Genomic DNA, 17,202 nt, shown 5'->3' with positions numbered 1-17,202 from the left:
AAGGATTATTATTTAATCAGTGTTTTTCCACCCGCTACTTTCAAAGGGATATATAATAGCGCATTATAAACACTACTGCTCTACGTATCCTTACTGGACTTTTGCCAATGAGCTAGTGGTCTCCTAGAAAGTAATCAACACTTTTGAGACTTCGAGGAAGCAAAGGCAAGTTAAGTGGGAAAAAGAACAACATCTCGATAATCCACGATAGAGGATAACCATTCAAGACCTTGATGGACCGAAGCGCGACAAGTGCCACTGCTATGAAAGAGCCCAGCATGAAAGATCACAAACGACTTCTATTAATTGATGATGACCCTAACCTCATCTTGCTGGTGAAGGATTATTTGGAATTCAGAGGATATGAAGTCATCACTGCTGAAAACGGACGAGAAGCTCTGGAAGTCTTAGAACAAGAAGTTCCAGATATGATCATCTGTGACGTAATGATGCCCGAAATGGACGGATATACTTTTGTCGAACAAGTTCGGCAAAATGAACGTACTGGCTGGATTCCCGTTCTCTTCCTTTCAGCCAAAGGACAAAGTGCAGACCGAGTCAAAGGGCTAAATAAAGGTGCTGATGTATATATGGTCAAGCCCTTTGAACCAGAAGAACTCGTAGCGCAAGTAGAATCTTCGCTGAAACAAACCATCCGCTGGAAAGAACACCAAGCCAAAGGAGGAGAAAACGGTTCCCGCATCCAAGTACCTTTCGATGTGCAGTTAACCCCAACCGAGCTAAAAGTTGTGCAGTTTGTAGCTAGAGGTTTAGCTAACCGGGAAATTGCTGAAGAATTAAATGTCAGTCAACGTACTGTTGAAAGCCATGTGTCCAACATGTTGGGCAAAACCAATCTCCACAACCGCACTGAACTAGCGCGGTGGGCGATTGAAAATCAAATGGCTTAAATAGCTATCAGCATTCAGCCGTCGTTAACTGACTGCTGATAGCTGATAGCTTTATTACTAGCTTGCTGCTTTGGGGTAGATTTGGTAAGATTCTTTCTCTACAGTTCATTCCAGTAGTTGAGAGTGCTGGCAACATCAAAACATTTCTATTCTGGTAAGTTTGCGTGGATGCCTTAGCTATTTGCCGTACCACTTTGTGGAAGCAAGCTAGGCGGTAGCGTCTCCCAAAGAGAAGGCATCGCGCTTTGCAGCAGCAATCATAATTGTGACACCATAGTGAAAAACCAGTCGTAAAATGGCTGCTTCATCTAAGGTCTTTAGAAACGCAACTTAAATATGAGTCTGGGTGCGTCTATTATCTCCAAAATCAGCGATCGCTTCTCAGTTCAAAATAATCCGATAAATCGATTACTCTTTTAATCAGCTCTATAACTATTGGCTGGAATCATCACATCGGTTGCTAAAGATAAAAAGTTAGCATTTATCTGTAAGTTGATTTCAAGCTAGATCGACTTTCATTCGCTTTGAAAGTAAAGTTTATTTGCAAAAAAATCTAGATTAATTTAGTAAGTGTTAATTTAATAATTGAAGCTAAATAAAGCTTCCCTGGCAGATGCAACAGCTAGATTGAAACGAAAAGAGGTAAAAGACGCTGTTTGATATATGTCTGTCTCGCCCAAACCCAACAACACCCAACGCGAACGCTGATATTTCCTCAAATTATTGAAAATCAGGGGGCGCTGTAACTGGTTTTCATTGCTTGTTTATAGTGATGGAAGAAAGTACATCCCTGGCTAGAATAAACAAGGGGAGGAAGTAATCGAAGCTAGTAGAAGCTTGGGTGTTGTTGTATTTAAGGGTACGCCAAGGTGTAATAGCAATTTGAAAAACGATCGCAACAGATGGATTTAGGTAGCTCGAATATAGAAAGCGATTCCCAATCCAAAATGGTATAAACTTGTACAAAGTTGAATAGCAAGAGATATTTGAAATAGCGCCTTATGTCAATTATTGCGCTCAGAGCATGGTATCTTCAGGATTATGAGCCGATCGCAGAACTAGAAAAACGTCCGCCAGACATTCGCCTCAGTAAAAAAAGCCTGCTGAGATCGGCAATGCGAGCTGACTTTTTAGAAGATAGCGACGAAGTAAAGCAATCAACTTGGTTTGGGCGCTATCTGGAAGGGGAAAATGTTGAGTTTTATATAGAAGGTAGTGGTGGCTATTGTGTAGCTAACATTGATTTGATCAGTCATGAAATTTATTTCACCAAACAAGCCTTGTTAGCTCAGTTAGATCCAACAATTTTTTTGTGCTATCAAACTGAGTATGCCGCCGCGAGTGATGCCCTAAAAGAGGGATTGCAAAAGAGTTTAGAATCTTTAAATGTGCGATCGCGTCTCCCTCTATCATTAATAGAATCTTATCGTCCTAGCAATGCTCCTCTGCGGCTAAGTCGTACCATTATGCGAAAAATCCGTAAGAGTTTATTATTTATTGCAGATACCACACCCATTGCTAGTATCGAGGGTAAAGAAACCGCCCAATTGATTCTCAGCCCCAATGTCTGTGTTGAAATTGGCTATGCCATTGGGAGTAAGCGTTCAGAACAAATTTTATTAGCACACATGCAACGCTCAGACATCGACGGGCAATTTCCTTTCGACTTACCAACGCAGCAAATTTTGCAATTTAAAGACAGTAAAGAACTGAATAAAATCCTCAAAGGGGCGATTGAAACTCAGCTAGCAAGATTTAAATTGTTTTTTTAAAAAAATATTCCATAGTTGACAAAGAAATGATGACTAATATCAAAAGCTACGCTCATGATAATTTATTTATTGAGTTTCTTTATTCTATCTCCTGAATACAAGATAATAACTTTTTCAGCCAATAAGGAACTGCTTCTTCCATTTCCCATCTATGAGATACTTCAAGACTTTGAGTGATTTCGTAACTAACAACTGCATAGTAAAGATAAGCTAATGGTTCCGCTTTAGCAAACACAGAAATTAATTGCTCTATCGGCATATAAACTGTCCACGGCTCTAGATATGCATTGCGTAGACTTACTTGTATATCAATGATATCGGGAAGTTGTTGTGTAATATCCTGCAAAAAGAAAACTGCATCAAAAAAGGGATGAGAGAGAGCACCGTCAGACCAGTCGAAATAGATAAATCTTTCATCAGTAAGAATTACATTTTCGCAGTGAAAATCGCCGTGTACCAAAGTTTGGGGTATACCACACATAGCTAATTCATAACACATTACTCTTAATTGAGGAATTAAAGAACGTAATGTCTCTATTTCATCAACCGAAAGACGCGGAGCGTTTTGCGGTATTAGTATGGCTGAGTTATCTGCAAATAGTGGTTCAATCTGGTTAATAATTTGCTCAGTTCTTCGGTCAGGAAAGCCAATAGCTAGCAACTGTTCTACCTGAGCTACAGCCTGAATTTGCATTTTCGCAAACAAGTTTAGTGCCTTCTGCCAATAAAAAATATCTTGAGTCTTTCCCAGATGCTTGCCTCTAAAATCGCGCATTAACATCCAGCTTTTTTGTGTATCTACAACAAGCAATTCAGGTAAGTGTTGAGGATAAAATTCGGCAATCGACTTAGTTAATATAGTTTCATTAACAAATACACCAAATGTCGCTTTGAAGTAAATATCTCCATTTTTTGTACTGATTTTTAATAGACAAGAGCGAGTTTGAGATTTAAATTGCTGAATTGGAGCAGTTATATCGAAACCTATAAAATTAAGTTGTAAATTAATCCAGGCTATTGCCCGATCGAACCAACCTACTTGCGCCCAAGGAACTCGCATTTTTGGAATATTATCACTACTAATCTCGGCAAACCAAGAGTTAAGAACTTGGCGAAGTTTGGGAATAACAAATTTCAGGCTGTCTAATTCCTCAAACCCTATCCAACGTGAATTTTTAGGCGGTGTCCATTGGCAAGAGTGATTTTCCATTGCATAAACCCTACACCCAATTTTGGCTTCTAGACTGTAATCTTCATAGAAACATTTCAGTACCGTTACATTGCATCCTAGTTGTGTTGCGATCGCTTGATTAATGTGGTTCACAACCCCAAAGTGATGCTCGTAAGGTACTAACCACGGCAAAGAACAGCCATTTTTATCACATAGTATTAATACTTGCGGCTTGGTTTCGTGGGGAATAATGCTGTAATAGTCGAAATGGAAATTTGCTAAGTGAACTACAACCACTTGACTCATAACTAAGTTCCTGTTTTCTCAATTCGCTAGCAATGATTGACAAAAAGAAAGTCTCGCCACCCAAGAATAAATTCTTTACCTAGTCAAACAAAACTATCCCAGACAAATATTTTCTTTGTCTGTTTAAACTAGTAAAGAAGCTACGAAATTTTGCTAGCGAATTCTATACATAGATACCAACGTTATGAGGATAATTATTTTGACAGTGCAACTTTTAGTATATAGTAATTACGATAATTGAATGCAAACTATTTGTAATACTATTTTATATTTTGGTTTACTCAAAATAGACGAACGGGCTTGTCTTGTAACTGGGAAGTAATTGATTTCACCCGGTTAACTACATCAATCATATATTTATAATCTGGGACTTTCCCATTAGGCACATACCCTACATCTTGAGCCAAAACTGTAGAAAATTGACTCATGACTTTGCGAATGTATTCTTGGCGGTTGCGTTCTACACTAGAGCCAATTAAAACTACACCAGCTGGAACATAGTGAGGATCTGTGTAGAGTATGCGAAACTCAGTCTCGCGTAACTGAGCACTGTAAAGATTCAATTCTGCGATGGAGATAGCCCCAGCATCAGCTTTTCCTTGGGCTATCCATTCCAAAACCGTTTTTGGTGCAGGTGCAGACAATATTTCAGCCAGTGTCAACCCATAAAGATTGTAAAGCGGAAAATAATATCCTGTTGCTGAACCTGCTTGACCTAAAGCAACTGTTTTACCTTCTAACTGTTTTAAGTCCTGAATTGGGCTGTCTTTGCGAACGACTAATATTGAGCGCAAATTGCTAACACCGACTAAAGGAAATATCGGCAGATACCGGTAACGAGCGATCGCTATAGCTGCTAACCCTGGCGGTGCGAATACCAATGACCAAGCTTGAGCCTCTAAACGCTCAATTGCTTTATTCTCATTAAAAGCAGGCTCTAGCCGAATGTGTGCTTTTGTTTTTTCGGCCAGATGACTATTAAATTTAGCAAATTTATTAATTATTTCTTCACTTCCACCATAATTGATGACACCAATGGTTAACACGCCCTCAGATTTCTGTATTGACTTGCATCCAGTAACAGTCCCACATAATAGCTGTAAAATAAACAAACGACGGGAAAATTGCCAAGACATCACTAATTATGATTAAGAAAATAATTGTGCTTTCAGGTTTTATCTAGATAAGCTAGGCTGGAGTCAAGACAAGTCCTTTTACAGCAAAAAAATTAATATTTATTGATTTTTTTAAATATATCTTTCTACTAGCTATCAGTGATTTTAGACCAACTAAGATACTAGTTTCATGTGTAAACTTTTATTAGCACAAGAATATGTTAAAAAACTTAAAAATAGGTAGTAAATTTAATTTAATTTTAATGCTAGTTTTTCTAGTTAGCATTTTTGTGAGTGGTATCGCTTTATCCAGGGTACTTGACCAAAAAGCGCAAAATGAAGTGACTTCTCAAGCGCAAATTCTGATCAAAACGATGAATTCTGTCAGAAGTTATACACAAAATCATATCAATACTCTACTAGCAGCGCGGCTAGAAACAGAACCAGCATTTATTCCAGAAACAGTACCTGCATATTCGGCTACAGAAGTTTTTGAAAATTTGCGTAAAAATGCAGAATACCAAAATTTTCTTTATAAAGAAGCAACTCTGAATCCGACTAATTTGCGGGATAAAGCTGATGATTTTGAAGCTAAAATAGTTGGGCGTTTTCGCCAAGACTCGAAGATTCAAGAAATTTCTGGCTTCCGTGACTTTCCTGACGGGAAAGTATTTTATATTGCGCGACCATTAGCTATTAAACAGCAAAATTGCCTACAATGCCATTCCACGCCCGATCGCGCTCCTAAAAGTCTGTTGGCAAGTTATGGAACAGACAATGGTTTTGGCTGGCAACTCAACGATATTGTTGCTGCCCAAATTATATCTGTTCCGTCTGAAGATGTTTTTGCCAGTGCTAACCGGACTTGGAATTTAATTATGGGACTTTTAGTTGCAATCTTTGCGATCGTCGTTCTGTTGATTAATTTTTTAATCAAAAAAACTGTGATTCAGCGCATTAGAAAAATTGAAAAAGTCGCCCAACAAGTTAGCACTGGCGATATGAGTGCTGATTTTGCAGAAAAGTCTCATGATGAAATTGGTGGTTTAGCAGCAGCTTTTAACCGAATGAAAGCCAGTTTAGAAATAGCGATGAACCTGCTGAATCAGCAAAACCAGTAATTCGTAATTATGATTCGTGAGATTGAATTATGGTTTTGAAAACTTAAGCAAGTAAGCGTTGTTGAAATTGTTGAGCTTTTTGAGGATCGGTAATGTGTGCTGCCAAAGTTTGCACGAGTTCAGTACGAGAAATTTGAGGAGAAGTTTTGAGAGTTTTTTGGACAAGAAAAGCTGCTATGGGGCCAATTAAATCGGTCAAATCTCGCTCGCATTGACGGACAAAACTATCACTAATTGCCTGAGATGGTGTTGGTAGGATACTTTGTTGCTTATTAGTAGGGTTACTTGTAGATGCTTCGACAAGGAACGCTGTTCGCTTCTTCAACTCAATTTGTTGATTTCCTGGTAGATGTAGCGCCAAATTATCTATTAATGTTTGGTTATTCGGTGCTGATGCTGTAACTTGTCGTAATAACGTTCGAGCTACAGGACCGACAATTTCTAAAAGTATACTTTCTAAGCGGCTGTACTGTTCTTGAGAGAGGATTGTCTTTTGTGAGGATAAGGAAATTGGCGAAGGTTGGGTTAAATACGGTAATTGAGTTAATTGAACGTTAATTACAGCATTACTTTGCTGAAGCGCTTGCAAGACATCTGTTGCAGATTGATAGCGTTTTCGGAAGTGGTGTAGCACCATGTTAGTTAGCACATCTGCGAGTGCAGGGCTGACATTGGCTAGATCCTGCCAAACAATTTCTCCTGTTTCTGGATCTTCTTCAATTTGTCGGGGATGTAATCCCGTCAGCGCTTGAATACAAATAATACCTAAAGAATAAATATCACTATTGGGTCTAGGTTTGCCCCGCCCCTGTTCTGTAGACATATATCCTGGCGTACCGATCGCAATTGTAGTAGCCATCTGTCCAAAAGCTGTAAGCAATTGGGATTGAATTTGCTTGACAGCACCAAAGTCAATTAGCACTAACTTGCCATCTGTTTCCCGTCTAATAATATTTTCCGGTTTAATATCTCGATGAATAACGTTATGGCTATGAATAAACGCCAAGATTTCTAAAATTTGTGATAGAAGTTGAATCACTTGGTCTTCTGACCAGCATTGACCTGGTAATAGTTCTGCTGTCAGAGAATGCCCTTCAATAAACTCTTGTACCAAGAAAAATTCTTGTTTTTCCTCAAAGTAGGCTAAAAGTCGAGGAATCTGGTCGTGATGACCGAGTCGTTCTAGGATTTCTGCCTCATTAGTGAACAACCGTCTAGCAGTTTCCAAAAATTCGGCATTTTGAGTGACAGGCTTAAGGTGCTTGACAACACACTTAGGATAACCAGGTCGGTGGGTATCTCTGGCTATATAGGTTTGGCCAAATCCTCCTCCACCTAATATTTGCAGGACTTGATAACGCCCATCTAGTAAATTTCCTAACATTGTATGACTTGCCTAAGTCCTTACCTTAATCTTGACATAAGCAACAGTATCGGCAGAAATAATTGCTTAAGAATATAACAGACGCAGTTTAAGATTTTATGGGAACTGTTTTTAGGTAAGCAATCGTCATAGGCGAAGTGAAGTTTGAGGAAAAGCCACTGTGTTGCTTTGATTTCCCAAATCGTCACAATCAGATGAGTCCAGTCCGAAAATCAAGTTGTCTTTTGTTAGCAACTGGGGAACCAAAAAGGCGTGGATCGGTCATGAATTCTTAATTTCCAATTCTCCCGAAATCCTTTTATTGCTCCCGTATGCTTACCCTTTTCATTCTGGGGTGACGTGGTTAACATGAGTTGAATGTGTTTTAAAAGATTCAACCTTATGCCTAGAACACCGAATGAATACGCTGTATACCTCCTTTTGGAAAGTGGTCATCGTGAAGAAGTACGTTTTCCGAGTATTCAGGAATTTCAAAAATGGTATAGTGGCGAACTTGTACCTAAGTCTGCTTCTAATGACTTTATCAGCGTACCGATCAAGAATATTCAAGGGGAGTATATGGTTGTACGCCCATCCCGAATTGTGTCAATTCGAGTAGAACCTGTTTTTAGCTCTAGTGTTGAAAGATTCAACTAAATGATGAGAAAAACCCTTGCTTTAGCTTCTTTAAGTCTAGGAATTGCCTTCGTAAACACAATCTGGTCAGCAGTTGCTCAGGTTCCCATACCATTGCCAGTACCGATAAATCCGCAAATACAGTTGCCAGTTACGCCAAGCACTCCAGAAATACAACCGCCGCTCAAACCTGTCAACCTCGGAACTGATTGTACGCCCCAGTATGCTTGTTTGGGTTGGGACGAGCAAATTTTAGGTCAAAAAGGTAAACCCGGCGATCGCCAGGCGCTATTGGCGGCAATTGACAACAGTCTGCGTTATCTAGAAAAAGATAAGGCGATCGCAGTATATCAAAACTATCTAGTTCCAGGGATTACCCGCGATCGCGTGCGTCGGAGTTTGGTACGTTTTCGCCAACTAGTTGTCAGTGCTAAATCACCAGCACAATTGCAAGCTGCTGTACGGCGAGAGTTTGTGTTTTACAAATCTGTAGGCAATGATGGCAAGGGTACTGTTAAATTCACTGCCTATTATGAGCCTGTTTATACTGCTAGCCGTGTCAAAACTTCTGTATATAAATATCCGCTTTATCGCTTACCGCCTGACTTAGATCGCTGGGCTAAACCCCATCCAACACGGATGGAATTGGAAGGTAAAGATGGTTTGCTAGGGAATAAAAGCCCGTTGCACGGTTTAGAAATGCTTTGGTTCCGCGATCGCCTAGATGCATACATGGTACACATCCAAGGTTCTGCCCAGATTCAGTTAACTAATGGCAAAAAAACGTCTATCGGCTATGCTGGCGGAACTGATTACCCTTGGACTAGTATCGGTAAAGAACTGGCAAAAGATGGCAAACTGCCCTTAGAAGGCTTGACAATGCCACGTTTGATTAGTTATTTCCGGCAACAGCCGCAGGAGTTGAGTAATTATCTGCCGCGGTGGGAAAGGTTTGTCTTTTTTAAAGAAACTGGCGGTACACAAGCTAGCGGTAGTCTTAACGTACCAGTCACTCCAGAGCGTTCCATTGCTACAGATAAGTCTCTCATGCCTCCAGGCGCACTAGCACTGATTTATAACTCATTTCCCTATCCTACTAAGTCTGGCAGGCTAGAGTCTCGTACTGTTAGCCGCTATGTACTCGATCAAGATACAGGTAGCGCCATCAAAGGGCCGGGACGGGTGGATTATTTCATGGGTTCTGGCAAATTAGCAGGCGATCGCGCCGGCATCTCAGGTGGTAATGGTTCGCTATATTATTTACTACTCAAAGAATAGGGATTGGTGATTGGGTAAGGAGAAAAGGAATTAAACAAAGTTCTTTTCCCTTTCTTTAACCTTTCCTCTTTACCCCTCTTACCAGTCCCTAGTTCCCAGTCTCTAGTCCCCAGTCGCTAATATGGTGGATAACCAAAATCATCTTCATCAGCGTAAATGTAAGAATTAGAAACACCAGCCATTGCTAACTTGGATGATTCTACTTTTACGGTTTCCTTACCAAAGTCTTTATATTCTTCAAACGTCTTGCAGATGATTGCAGATTCAGGAGAATCAGAAGCAATTAAATATTGTGTCAAAGTTCCGACTGTGGGATGTTTAAAGTCTACAGTTGAAGCTACCAAAGCAATATTTGGTTCGATGCCTCTTTCTTCACACTCAATTATGGGGCTAAAAATACCGTGAGCTTGGAACAATGGCCCTTTTGGTGTTAAGGGTTGCTTGCGGTATACAGCATAAGCTTTTTCTAATTCAGCAACGAATCCACTAATAACTTTGCCTTGTTGGTATTCGCAATAAGTTTTACTGAAACTCGCCCCTGCTGCACCATTAAGAGTTAATTGCAGTGGTGATTCATGTAAAAACTTTTTATTTTCTCCTACTAAAAAAATTAGGTAGCGAGTAAAGGTTTTAAATTTAACTTTATCTGCTAAAAAAGCATCGTAATTCTCTTTGAGCGTACCCAATTTAGTCCCAGTTTCTCGGTCTTTGACAGACAAAGGGCCTCGGCGTACTATAACCAACTGTGGAGTAGTACTAAGTAAAATCGTTTCGACACCAGAGCTAAATTCATGCTCCACTTGCTGCCAATTTTCATCTGGCTGAAAGCCAACAGCATGTGCATTATCCAGCTTTAACGCCAAACCATAAGGCTGAAGAGTACCATCACTGCCATACCGAGGATTAATCATCTGACACCAGGGTATGACTTGAGAGGGGGGTGCATTAAATTTCTCGTCCTCAAAGTCGAACTTAGCAGATGCTTTCATCGTTTTAGGCTATCAAAGTGTTTCTAAAGTTTATCAGTGTCAGTTGTCAGTTGTCAGTTGTCGAAGACGCGATTAATCGCGTCTGTACAAGAGTCAGTTGTCAGTTATTATTCTTCTGGCTCCCGCTTATCTTCCTTATCCCCCTCATCTTCCTTGTCTCCCCTATCTCCCTCATCCCCCTCATCCCCTGCTTTCCGGAATCTACTAGGTGAATTTGGTAGTCAATGTTGCAAATTAAATGTTAGCGATCGCTAACTAATTAAACATTAGCGCTAGTATGGCTATGTATTTTTTAGCAGTATAAATATGGCACAAGTTCTTTACGTAAATCCAGCGACAGGCAGTGACAACAATTCTGGTAGCCAGCAAACACCCTTAAAAACGATCGCCCAAGCTCTGAAGGTAGCGACATCTGACACTAAAATTCAACTAACACAAGGAAGTTATAACGCTGCTAGCGGTGAAGTTTTTCCCTTAACAGTTCCATCTGGCGTGACGATAATCGGTAATGAAGCTAACAAGGGTAGTGGGATTTTAATCGAAGGTAGTGGTACTTATCTTAGCCGCACTTTTGCTGGTCAAAATGTCACCTTAGTGCTAGAAAATAACGCTGTACTTAAGGGTGTGACTGTAACAAACTTAGCTAGCCGTGGTAGCGGTGTGTGGATTGAATCAACTACCCCGACTGTTGCTAATTGCACTTTCACCCAATGTAAGCGTGAGGGAGTCTTTACTACAGGTGATGCTAATCCAGTTATTCAAGGTAACGTGTTTAGTGAGAATGCAGCTAATGGAATTGCGATCGCTAAAAATTCCAAAGGTCAAATTCAAGGGAATACTTGCTCAAAAACAGGTTTTGGTATTGCCATTAGCGATACAGCCTCACCCACACTTATAGATAACAAAATTTCTGAAAACCGTTCTGGGATTGTCGTTTCTGGTAGTGCGCGTCCCATACTGCGTAATAATCTCAGTGAAAATAATACTGACGATGGTTTAACAGTAATTTCAACTGCCCTACCGGATCTTGGTAGTACCAATAATCCAGGAGGCAATATTCTACGCAACAACGGTAAATTCGATTTGCAAAATGCCAGTTCTAACAAACTGGTTTCTGTGGGTAATCAAATTAATCCGACTAAAGTTACAGGAAGTGTCGAGTTTATTAATAGTCAGGTTCCTACCCCAACACCAACGCCAACGCCCACACCTGTACCAACACCAACACCAACGCCTGTACCAACACCAACGCCTGTACCGATACCAACGCCAACACCAACGCCAACACCAACGCCAATACCAACGCCAACACCAACGCCAATACCAACGCCAACGCCAATACCAACGCCAACACCAACGCCGACACCCAACCCAACACCCAGTACTATTGAATTAACCGATATTAGTAATCATTGGGCGGCTGCATTTATTCGGGAGTTAGTCAAACAGGGAATAATCAACGGTTTTCCAGATCGCACCTTTAAACCCGATGCTACGATGACAAGAGCGCAATACACTGCCTTAGTAGTTAAAGCTTTCAACCCACCGTCAAGCCGCGCCGCTATTAAATTTAAGGATGTACCAGCAGATTTCTGGGCATCTAAAGTAATTCAGCAGGCATATCAAGGACTATTTCTTTCTGGTTTTCCCGATAATACCTTTGCTCCTAACAAAAATATCCAGCGCGTGCAAGTGATTGTCTCTCTGGTAAACGGACTGGGATTATCTGTCGATGAAACCGTCACCAAAGCTTTCGATGACCAAGCAAAGATTCCTGACTATGCCAAGGATGAAGTAGTAAAGGCTATTCAAAAGCAAATAATCGTCAATTACCCGAATCCCAAACAACTCAACCCCACCCGCGATGCTACACGCGCTGAGGTGGCTGCAATCGTTTATCAAGCTTTAGTTGATGCTGGTCGTGTAGCGGCGATTAACTCGCCTTATATCGTAGTTGCTTAATTTCTAGGTTAGTTTTATGGGGTGAGTATGTTGCTTGCCCCATAATAATTACACTAACTCATCAGGGTTAAGACCTAATTCTTTTAGTTTACTAGCCAAGCGTTCGGCTCTTGCTTCTGCTAAATGCGATCGCTCCCATCCTGTTTGTAGCAAATTACCTCGCTCGTCCCACCAGCGCAACCAAGGTAATTCTAAATTCTGATAGCGACCTTGCCAGATTCCCAATTCTACACCCATCGGTTCAATGGGATAATGTCCGCGATCGTTAGCTGGTACTAACTCATATTCACCCCTCAGCAATTGATATACCTCGACACTGGCTTTCTTCACTTCATAAATGCCATAGTAAGGAACTCTAATTGCTTGTTCGTAAACCCAAAATTTACCTGTAATTGGCGTTTTGTCTCGTTCTTCCGTACCATCTCCAGAGACAAATTCCAACACAATCAGCGGTGCAACGTATTCTTGCCACAATACATAAGAACGGCGTACTTGACCGTTTAAAGTCGAGGGGACATTTGGCACATAAAACCAATCTGGTGCTTCTGCGCCTCTTTCCGGTGGTTCAGTTATTCGCCAATAGATACCACTATCTTGACCAATGCAATATTGTCCATCGGGATGCAACTTCTGCAAGATTGGTTCAATAGAATCTGTCAGCAAAATACTTTGAGGATGTTCTTGCAGGTTTTTCACGAAAGTGCCGTCAGATTCTGGTAGCTGTGTATGGTCTGGTAGAGTTGTTTCAACGCCTAATGGTGTTTGTATTGAGGTCATGGAAACCTCCAAGATTTGGGAGTTATTTAGTAATATGGCATTTTTATATAGTTAATTACGGGCGTGGGGTGCGATCGCACTTCATTATTCAATTTTTATAATATTGTGCGTTAAAAAAGGCAGGTCTTGCGACTCACCCAAAAGTTAAGAGAATATTCTGTTGCGAATTAACCCAACAATTTCTTAGCCTGAGCTAAGACATTATCAACGCTCAAGCCAAACTTCTCTAGATACACTACCTAAAGTACTAAAGCGTTCAATACTAACCGTATTGCCTTGAGTACCCAGGTACTTGTGCTAGGAGAAAAAATAATACTATGAAAATTATCAAACCTCTTATCAGCTGGTTAGAAACTCGTGCTAGCGCCCCTGCACATAGCGGTTGGGTACTAATGGGAATTGCTATTTGTTTTTTTGGGGCTGGTATCAATACTATGGCTGGCTGGCTGTATGCAATTAGTGGCATTAGTTTTGCCCTTTTAGTTGTAGCAGCAGTTTTACCACCGCGATCGCTTGTCGGTCTATCCATCACTCGCCTTCCCATCCAGCCAGTATCGGCAGGTGATGACCTAACTATAGAATTAGAAATCCAAAATCACACACAACAGTCTGTAAGCTTGTTGCAAGTAGAAGATGTACTGCCTTTTGTTTTAGCGAAACCGATACAGAAGGCAATCGAAACAATTCCTGGCAAAAGCAGTTACCGTTGGCTATATTACCAACCTACTCAACGTCGGGGTATCTATCGCTGGCACACAGTCGAACTCTCTACTGGCGCGCCTTTAGGATTGTTTTGGTGTCGCCGTCAGCATGAGTGTGCTGCGACAGCGATTGTCTATCCGACTGTATTACCCTTAACGACTTGCCCCCTAGTTGATGAAATTGGACAAGAAGACAGCACAAGGGGCGATCCTCGTGGTAGACCCTTGCAAACAGCAACTACAGGGCTGGTGCGATCGCTTCGTCCTTACCGCATTGGAGATCCTACTCGTTTGATTCACTGGCGTACTAGTGCTCGCTATGGCGATTTGCGAGTGCGGGAGTTAGAAATTATCACAGGTGGACAAGAGATTATTATTGCCCTTGACAGTGAAGGCAATTGGCAAGCAGAAAACTTTGAGCAAGCAGTAATTGCCGCAGCATCATTGTATTTTTACGCACAAAAACAACAGCTACAAGTCCAGTTGTGGACAGCATCGACAGGTTTAATCAAAGGCGATGCCTGCGGCAAGCCCGAAGGTCTACGCCCTGTTTTAGAAACTTTAGCAGCAACCACATCTCAAGAAGACGCTAGTGCTAAACAGCTTGAAAGCTACCCTTTGGTTTGGCTAACTCAAAATCCTCAGACCCTTTCTTCTCTACCTCAAGGCAGTCGTTGGATGTTATGGCAGAATATATCTTCAGAAACAGAACAAGTGGTAGTTAACTGGGATTATCCTGGAATTATTATCCAAAGCGAACAAGCATTACAACCCCAGATGCAAAAACCTTTACGTACATTATGAACTTATTTTGAGATATTCAAAATTTCCAAGTTAAACTTTTATGATGCCTCAGATTTGTTTGATCCCAACATACTGGACATACAGGCTTTTGAGAAATAGTCAGTTAAATTGAAAAACTCAGGTTGGGGAAATACACCCAGTAATAGCTTAGTGAGCCTGATGTACAATGCAAAGAAATATTTAAATTATGAGCCGCCGATCCACATGATCTCATCAGAAGCTAACACAAAATCCAGCGATAAAAGCCTAGAAGCAATGCGGCATTTTTCCGAACAATACGCTAAGCGTACCGGAACGTACTTTTGTTCTGAATCTTCTGTAACAGCAGTCGTAATTGAAGGACTAGCAAAACACAAAGATGAACTAGGTGCGCCTTTGTGTCCCTGTCGCCATTATGAAGACAAAGAAGCAGAGGTTCACGCCACATATTGGAATTGTCCTTGCGTACCTATGAGAGAACGTAAAGAATGCCACTGTATGTTGTTTCTCACCCCAGACAACGAGTTTGCTGGAGAGCAACAAGAAATTTCTATCGAAACAATCAAAGAAGTAAGAGATAGTATGGCATGAGCGAAACCATGCCCCAAGAGTTCTGGCAAGGTGTAGAACAGTTCAACTCCGGACAGTTTTATGCCTGTCACGATACTTTAGAGGCTTTGTGGATCGAAGCTAGCGAACCAGAAAAATCCTTTTATCAAGGCATTTTGCAAATTGCTGTTGCACTATATCATTTGGGCAATCATAACTGGCGAGGGGCTGTCATTTTACTAGGAGAAGGTAGCAATCGCCTGCGACGTTATCCATCTAGTTATGGTGGTATAGATGTGGACGAATTACTCAGTGAAAGTGCAACATTATTGAAGACGCTGCAACAAATCGGAGCAGATAAAATTAGCACCGTCAGTAATCTGAGCGAACACGGTGTCTTATCTTTACCGAAGATTTTGCTAGTCAACGATTAGTTACCTTTACTCAGGTGCTTTGGACAAATAATTGGGGAATGGGAAACGCTAGCCTATTCCCCAATTTTAATGAAGGGTACTGAAGATTGGGAAAGACATGGAAAAGAGTAAAGCCAAAGAGATAGAAGATAGTTACTAATATATTTTGTTGTTTTCTTTTGTTCTCTTCGATTCTCTCATCTCTCTGCCTTTGCTGCTCTCCAATTCCCTAGTCCACTCGTTGACATCACCATTGAACAAAATAAATTAGTAAGTATGAGGTTACTTATTTATGGCTCGTAAACCTAAAATTACCAATCAGCAAATTTTGGAAGCTGCCCGCGAAGTCTTTTTACAAAAAGGCTTTGGTGGTTCTACCTTAGAAATTGCTCAACGAGCTAGTATTTCTGAGGCTTCGATTTTCAAGCGTTTCTCAACCAAAGAAGAATTATTCTTCGCTGCCATGGGAATTCCAGAAAAACCCCTCTGGATTCAAGAATTAGAAACTCTTTCTGGTACAGGCAATCTCAAAGAGAACCTAACCAAAGTTTGCCACCAGATTCTGGAATTTTATAGTGAGGTGATGCCTCGAATAATGATGCTGCGTTCTCGAGGCAATGCTCTCCCAGAGACAGAATTTGGAGGTCAAGAACCCAGACCAATCCGAGATGTCAAGATACTGTCAGCTTTTCTAGAGCTTGAGATGCAACAAGGTCGGCTTCGCTCTTGCGATGCGCCAACTGTAGCTCATATTTTACTGGGATCTTTAATGAACTACGTTTTATTAAAGCAAATGTCATCACGCATCAATTGGCCCATAGATGAAGCAGTAACTGATACTTTCCAACCCAGTCAATATTTTGCAACAGAGAAATTGCAAAGTGAAGCCAGCGCAGTGGTGAGGCAGTCTGGTGAGTCAGGCAAATCTCCTTTGGACAATCCAGGTGAATTGCGATCGCCAAATGCTTTTCCGGAAGGTAGTGTATCCCAAGGATTCATTTATAAGCATCTTGGGGATTTTATCCCAGAAGAACAGCCAAAAGGCTCTAGCAATCTAGAAGACTGGCATCGTTTCCTTTTAGGACATTCGGGCATTGTCCCATTGACAGTAAGTGACACAAAAGATCAATCAAGTCCAAAATCTTTGTTTGTCCAAGGTCTTGTGGATATTCTTTGGCAAGGAATTGCACCTAACTAAGATTAATGAATTTAATTAAGTCAAGTATTTTTTTGCTACATTAAATAAACGTGAGTTCGACGGATAGGAAAGCACAAAAAGCTTGCTATGTATGAATTTACTCAACTGATTATACAAAAAGGCGATCGCGACGATTGATTGAGAATCGGTAAAAAAG

Annotated in this window: 15 protein-coding genes; 10 read left to right on the top strand and 5 right to left on the bottom strand. The window is 40.9% G+C overall.

Going from position 1 to position 17,202, the window contains the following annotated elements:
• The first annotated feature begins 233 nt into the window (after positions 1–233).
• Positions 234–911, top strand: a complete 678-nt coding sequence (locus I8752_RS33155) for a response regulator transcription factor (protein WP_214436452.1) — start codon at positions 234–236, stop codon at positions 909–911.
• Positions 912–1,912: 1,001 nt separating this feature from the next.
• Positions 1,913–2,683, top strand: a complete 771-nt coding sequence (locus I8752_RS33150) for a hypothetical protein (protein WP_214436419.1) — start codon at positions 1,913–1,915, stop codon at positions 2,681–2,683.
• A 79-nt stretch (positions 2,684–2,762) separates the two neighbouring features.
• Here the strand turns inward: I8752_RS33150 and I8752_RS33145 are convergent, their stop codons facing one another.
• Together I8752_RS33145 and I8752_RS33140 are read right to left on the bottom strand one after the other, a co-directional pair.
• Positions 2,763–4,160 carry a phosphotransferase family protein gene (locus tag I8752_RS33145; protein WP_214436418.1) on the bottom strand — a complete coding sequence of 466 codons (1,398 nt, stop codon included), beginning with the start codon at positions 4,158–4,160 and terminating at the stop codon, positions 2,763–2,765.
• A gap of 281 nt (positions 4,161–4,441) precedes the next feature.
• Positions 4,442–5,296 carry a phosphate/phosphite/phosphonate ABC transporter substrate-binding protein gene (locus I8752_RS33140; protein WP_214436417.1) on the bottom strand — a complete coding sequence of 285 codons (855 nt, stop codon included), beginning with the start codon at positions 5,294–5,296 and terminating at the stop codon, positions 4,442–4,444.
• A gap of 197 nt (positions 5,297–5,493) precedes the next feature.
• Here I8752_RS33140 and I8752_RS33135 point away from each other — a divergent pair, with 197 nt between their 5' ends.
• The gene (locus I8752_RS33135) at positions 5,494–6,396 is read left to right on the top strand and encodes a Tll0287-like domain-containing protein (protein ID WP_214436416.1); all 903 of its coding nucleotides are present in this window, start codon (positions 5,494–5,496) and stop codon (positions 6,394–6,396) included.
• A gap of 43 nt (positions 6,397–6,439) precedes the next feature.
• Here the strand turns inward: I8752_RS33135 and I8752_RS33130 are convergent, their stop codons facing one another.
• The gene (locus I8752_RS33130) at positions 6,440–7,780 is read right to left on the bottom strand and encodes a serine/threonine-protein kinase (protein WP_214436415.1); all 1,341 of its coding nucleotides are present in this window, start codon (positions 7,778–7,780) and stop codon (positions 6,440–6,442) included.
• A 381-nt stretch (positions 7,781–8,161) separates the two neighbouring features.
• Between I8752_RS33130 and I8752_RS33125 the strand changes: the two genes are divergently transcribed.
• Together I8752_RS33125 and mltA are read left to right on the top strand one after the other, a co-directional pair.
• Positions 8,162–8,416, top strand: a complete 255-nt coding sequence (locus I8752_RS33125) for a hypothetical protein (protein WP_214436414.1) — start codon at positions 8,162–8,164, stop codon at positions 8,414–8,416.
• Positions 8,417–8,419: 3 nt separating this feature from the next.
• A complete protein-coding gene (gene mltA / locus I8752_RS33120; RefSeq protein WP_214436451.1) occupies positions 8,420–9,673 on the top strand; it encodes a murein transglycosylase A in 1,254 nt (417 codons plus the stop codon).
• A 116-nt stretch (positions 9,674–9,789) separates the two neighbouring features.
• On the opposite strand, the gene I8752_RS33115 is transcribed toward mltA, so the two are convergent.
• Positions 9,790–10,662 (bottom strand): DUF5895 domain-containing protein, encoded by an 873-nt coding sequence (locus tag I8752_RS33115; RefSeq protein ID WP_214436413.1) that lies wholly within the window; start codon positions 10,660–10,662, stop codon positions 9,790–9,792.
• A gap of 306 nt (positions 10,663–10,968) precedes the next feature.
• On the opposite strand from I8752_RS33115, the gene I8752_RS33110 reads away from it, so the two are divergent.
• Positions 10,969–12,624, top strand: a complete 1,656-nt coding sequence (locus I8752_RS33110) for a DUF1565 domain-containing protein (protein ID WP_214436412.1) — start codon at positions 10,969–10,971, stop codon at positions 12,622–12,624.
• Positions 12,625–12,672: 48 nt separating this feature from the next.
• Here the strand turns inward: I8752_RS33110 and I8752_RS33105 are convergent, their stop codons facing one another.
• On the bottom strand, positions 12,673–13,401 hold the full coding sequence (locus I8752_RS33105) for a Uma2 family endonuclease (RefSeq protein ID WP_214436411.1): 729 nt from the start codon (positions 13,399–13,401) through the stop codon (positions 12,673–12,675).
• 317 nt (positions 13,402–13,718) lie between these two features.
• Between I8752_RS33105 and I8752_RS33100 the strand changes: the two genes are divergently transcribed.
• The 4 genes from I8752_RS33100 to I8752_RS38505 all read left to right on the top strand — a co-directional run bounded on the left by I8752_RS33100 (position 13,719) and on the right by I8752_RS38505 (position 17,045).
• Positions 13,719–14,906 (top strand): DUF58 domain-containing protein, encoded by a 1,188-nt coding sequence (locus I8752_RS33100; protein ID WP_214436410.1) that lies wholly within the window; start codon positions 13,719–13,721, stop codon positions 14,904–14,906.
• A gap of 204 nt (positions 14,907–15,110) precedes the next feature.
• Positions 15,111–15,476, top strand: a complete 366-nt coding sequence (locus tag I8752_RS33095; RefSeq protein WP_214436409.1) for a ferredoxin thioredoxin reductase catalytic beta subunit — start codon at positions 15,111–15,113, stop codon at positions 15,474–15,476.
• Complete coding sequence (locus I8752_RS33090; protein WP_214436408.1) at positions 15,473–15,868, top strand: DUF309 domain-containing protein; 396 nt, start codon at positions 15,473–15,475, stop codon at positions 15,866–15,868. The genes I8752_RS33095 and I8752_RS33090 overlap by 4 nt, the downstream gene beginning before the upstream one ends.
• Before the next feature lie 271 nt (positions 15,869–16,139).
• Positions 16,140–17,045 (top strand): TetR/AcrR family transcriptional regulator, encoded by a 906-nt coding sequence (locus tag I8752_RS38505; protein WP_214436407.1) that lies wholly within the window; start codon positions 16,140–16,142, stop codon positions 17,043–17,045.
• Positions 17,046–17,202 lie beyond the last annotated feature (157 nt).

Origin of the sequence: Dendronalium phyllosphericum CENA369 (genome assembly GCF_016056275.1) — a bacterium.
GTDB classification, from domain to species: Bacteria; Cyanobacteriota; Cyanobacteriia; order Cyanobacteriales; family Nostocaceae; genus Dendronalium; species Dendronalium phyllosphericum.
The sequence above is the reverse complement of the archived record's forward strand: the minus strand, read 5'-3'. Positions and strand labels throughout refer to the sequence as shown.

Coding starts and splice junctions, on each gene's coding strand:
- I8752_RS38505 (WP_214436407.1), top strand. CDS start 16,140: ATGGCTCGTAAACCTAAAATTACCAATCAGCAAATTTTGGAAGCTGCC.
- mltA (WP_214436451.1), top strand. CDS start 8,420: ATGAGAAAAACCCTTGCTTTAGCTTCTTTAAGTCTAGGAATTGCCTTC.
- I8752_RS33140 (WP_214436417.1), bottom strand. CDS start 5,296: ATGTCTTGGCAATTTTCCCGTCGTTTGTTTATTTTACAGCTATTATGT.
- I8752_RS33150 (WP_214436419.1), top strand. CDS start 1,913: ATGTCAATTATTGCGCTCAGAGCATGGTATCTTCAGGATTATGAGCCG.
- I8752_RS33130 (WP_214436415.1), bottom strand. CDS start 7,780: ATGTTAGGAAATTTACTAGATGGGCGTTATCAAGTCCTGCAAATATTA.
- I8752_RS33090 (WP_214436408.1), top strand. CDS start 15,473: ATGAGCGAAACCATGCCCCAAGAGTTCTGGCAAGGTGTAGAACAGTTC.
- I8752_RS33105 (WP_214436411.1), bottom strand. CDS start 13,401: ATGACCTCAATACAAACACCATTAGGCGTTGAAACAACTCTACCAGAC.
- I8752_RS33115 (WP_214436413.1), bottom strand. CDS start 10,662: ATGAAAGCATCTGCTAAGTTCGACTTTGAGGACGAGAAATTTAATGCA.
- I8752_RS33135 (WP_214436416.1), top strand. CDS start 5,494: ATGTTAAAAAACTTAAAAATAGGTAGTAAATTTAATTTAATTTTAATG.
- I8752_RS33155 (WP_214436452.1), top strand. CDS start 234: ATGGACCGAAGCGCGACAAGTGCCACTGCTATGAAAGAGCCCAGCATG.
- I8752_RS33110 (WP_214436412.1), top strand. CDS start 10,969: ATGGCACAAGTTCTTTACGTAAATCCAGCGACAGGCAGTGACAACAAT.
- I8752_RS33145 (WP_214436418.1), bottom strand. CDS start 4,160: ATGAGTCAAGTGGTTGTAGTTCACTTAGCAAATTTCCATTTCGACTAT.
- I8752_RS33125 (WP_214436414.1), top strand. CDS start 8,162: ATGCCTAGAACACCGAATGAATACGCTGTATACCTCCTTTTGGAAAGT.
- I8752_RS33095 (WP_214436409.1), top strand. CDS start 15,111: ATGATCTCATCAGAAGCTAACACAAAATCCAGCGATAAAAGCCTAGAA.
- I8752_RS33100 (WP_214436410.1), top strand. CDS start 13,719: ATGAAAATTATCAAACCTCTTATCAGCTGGTTAGAAACTCGTGCTAGC.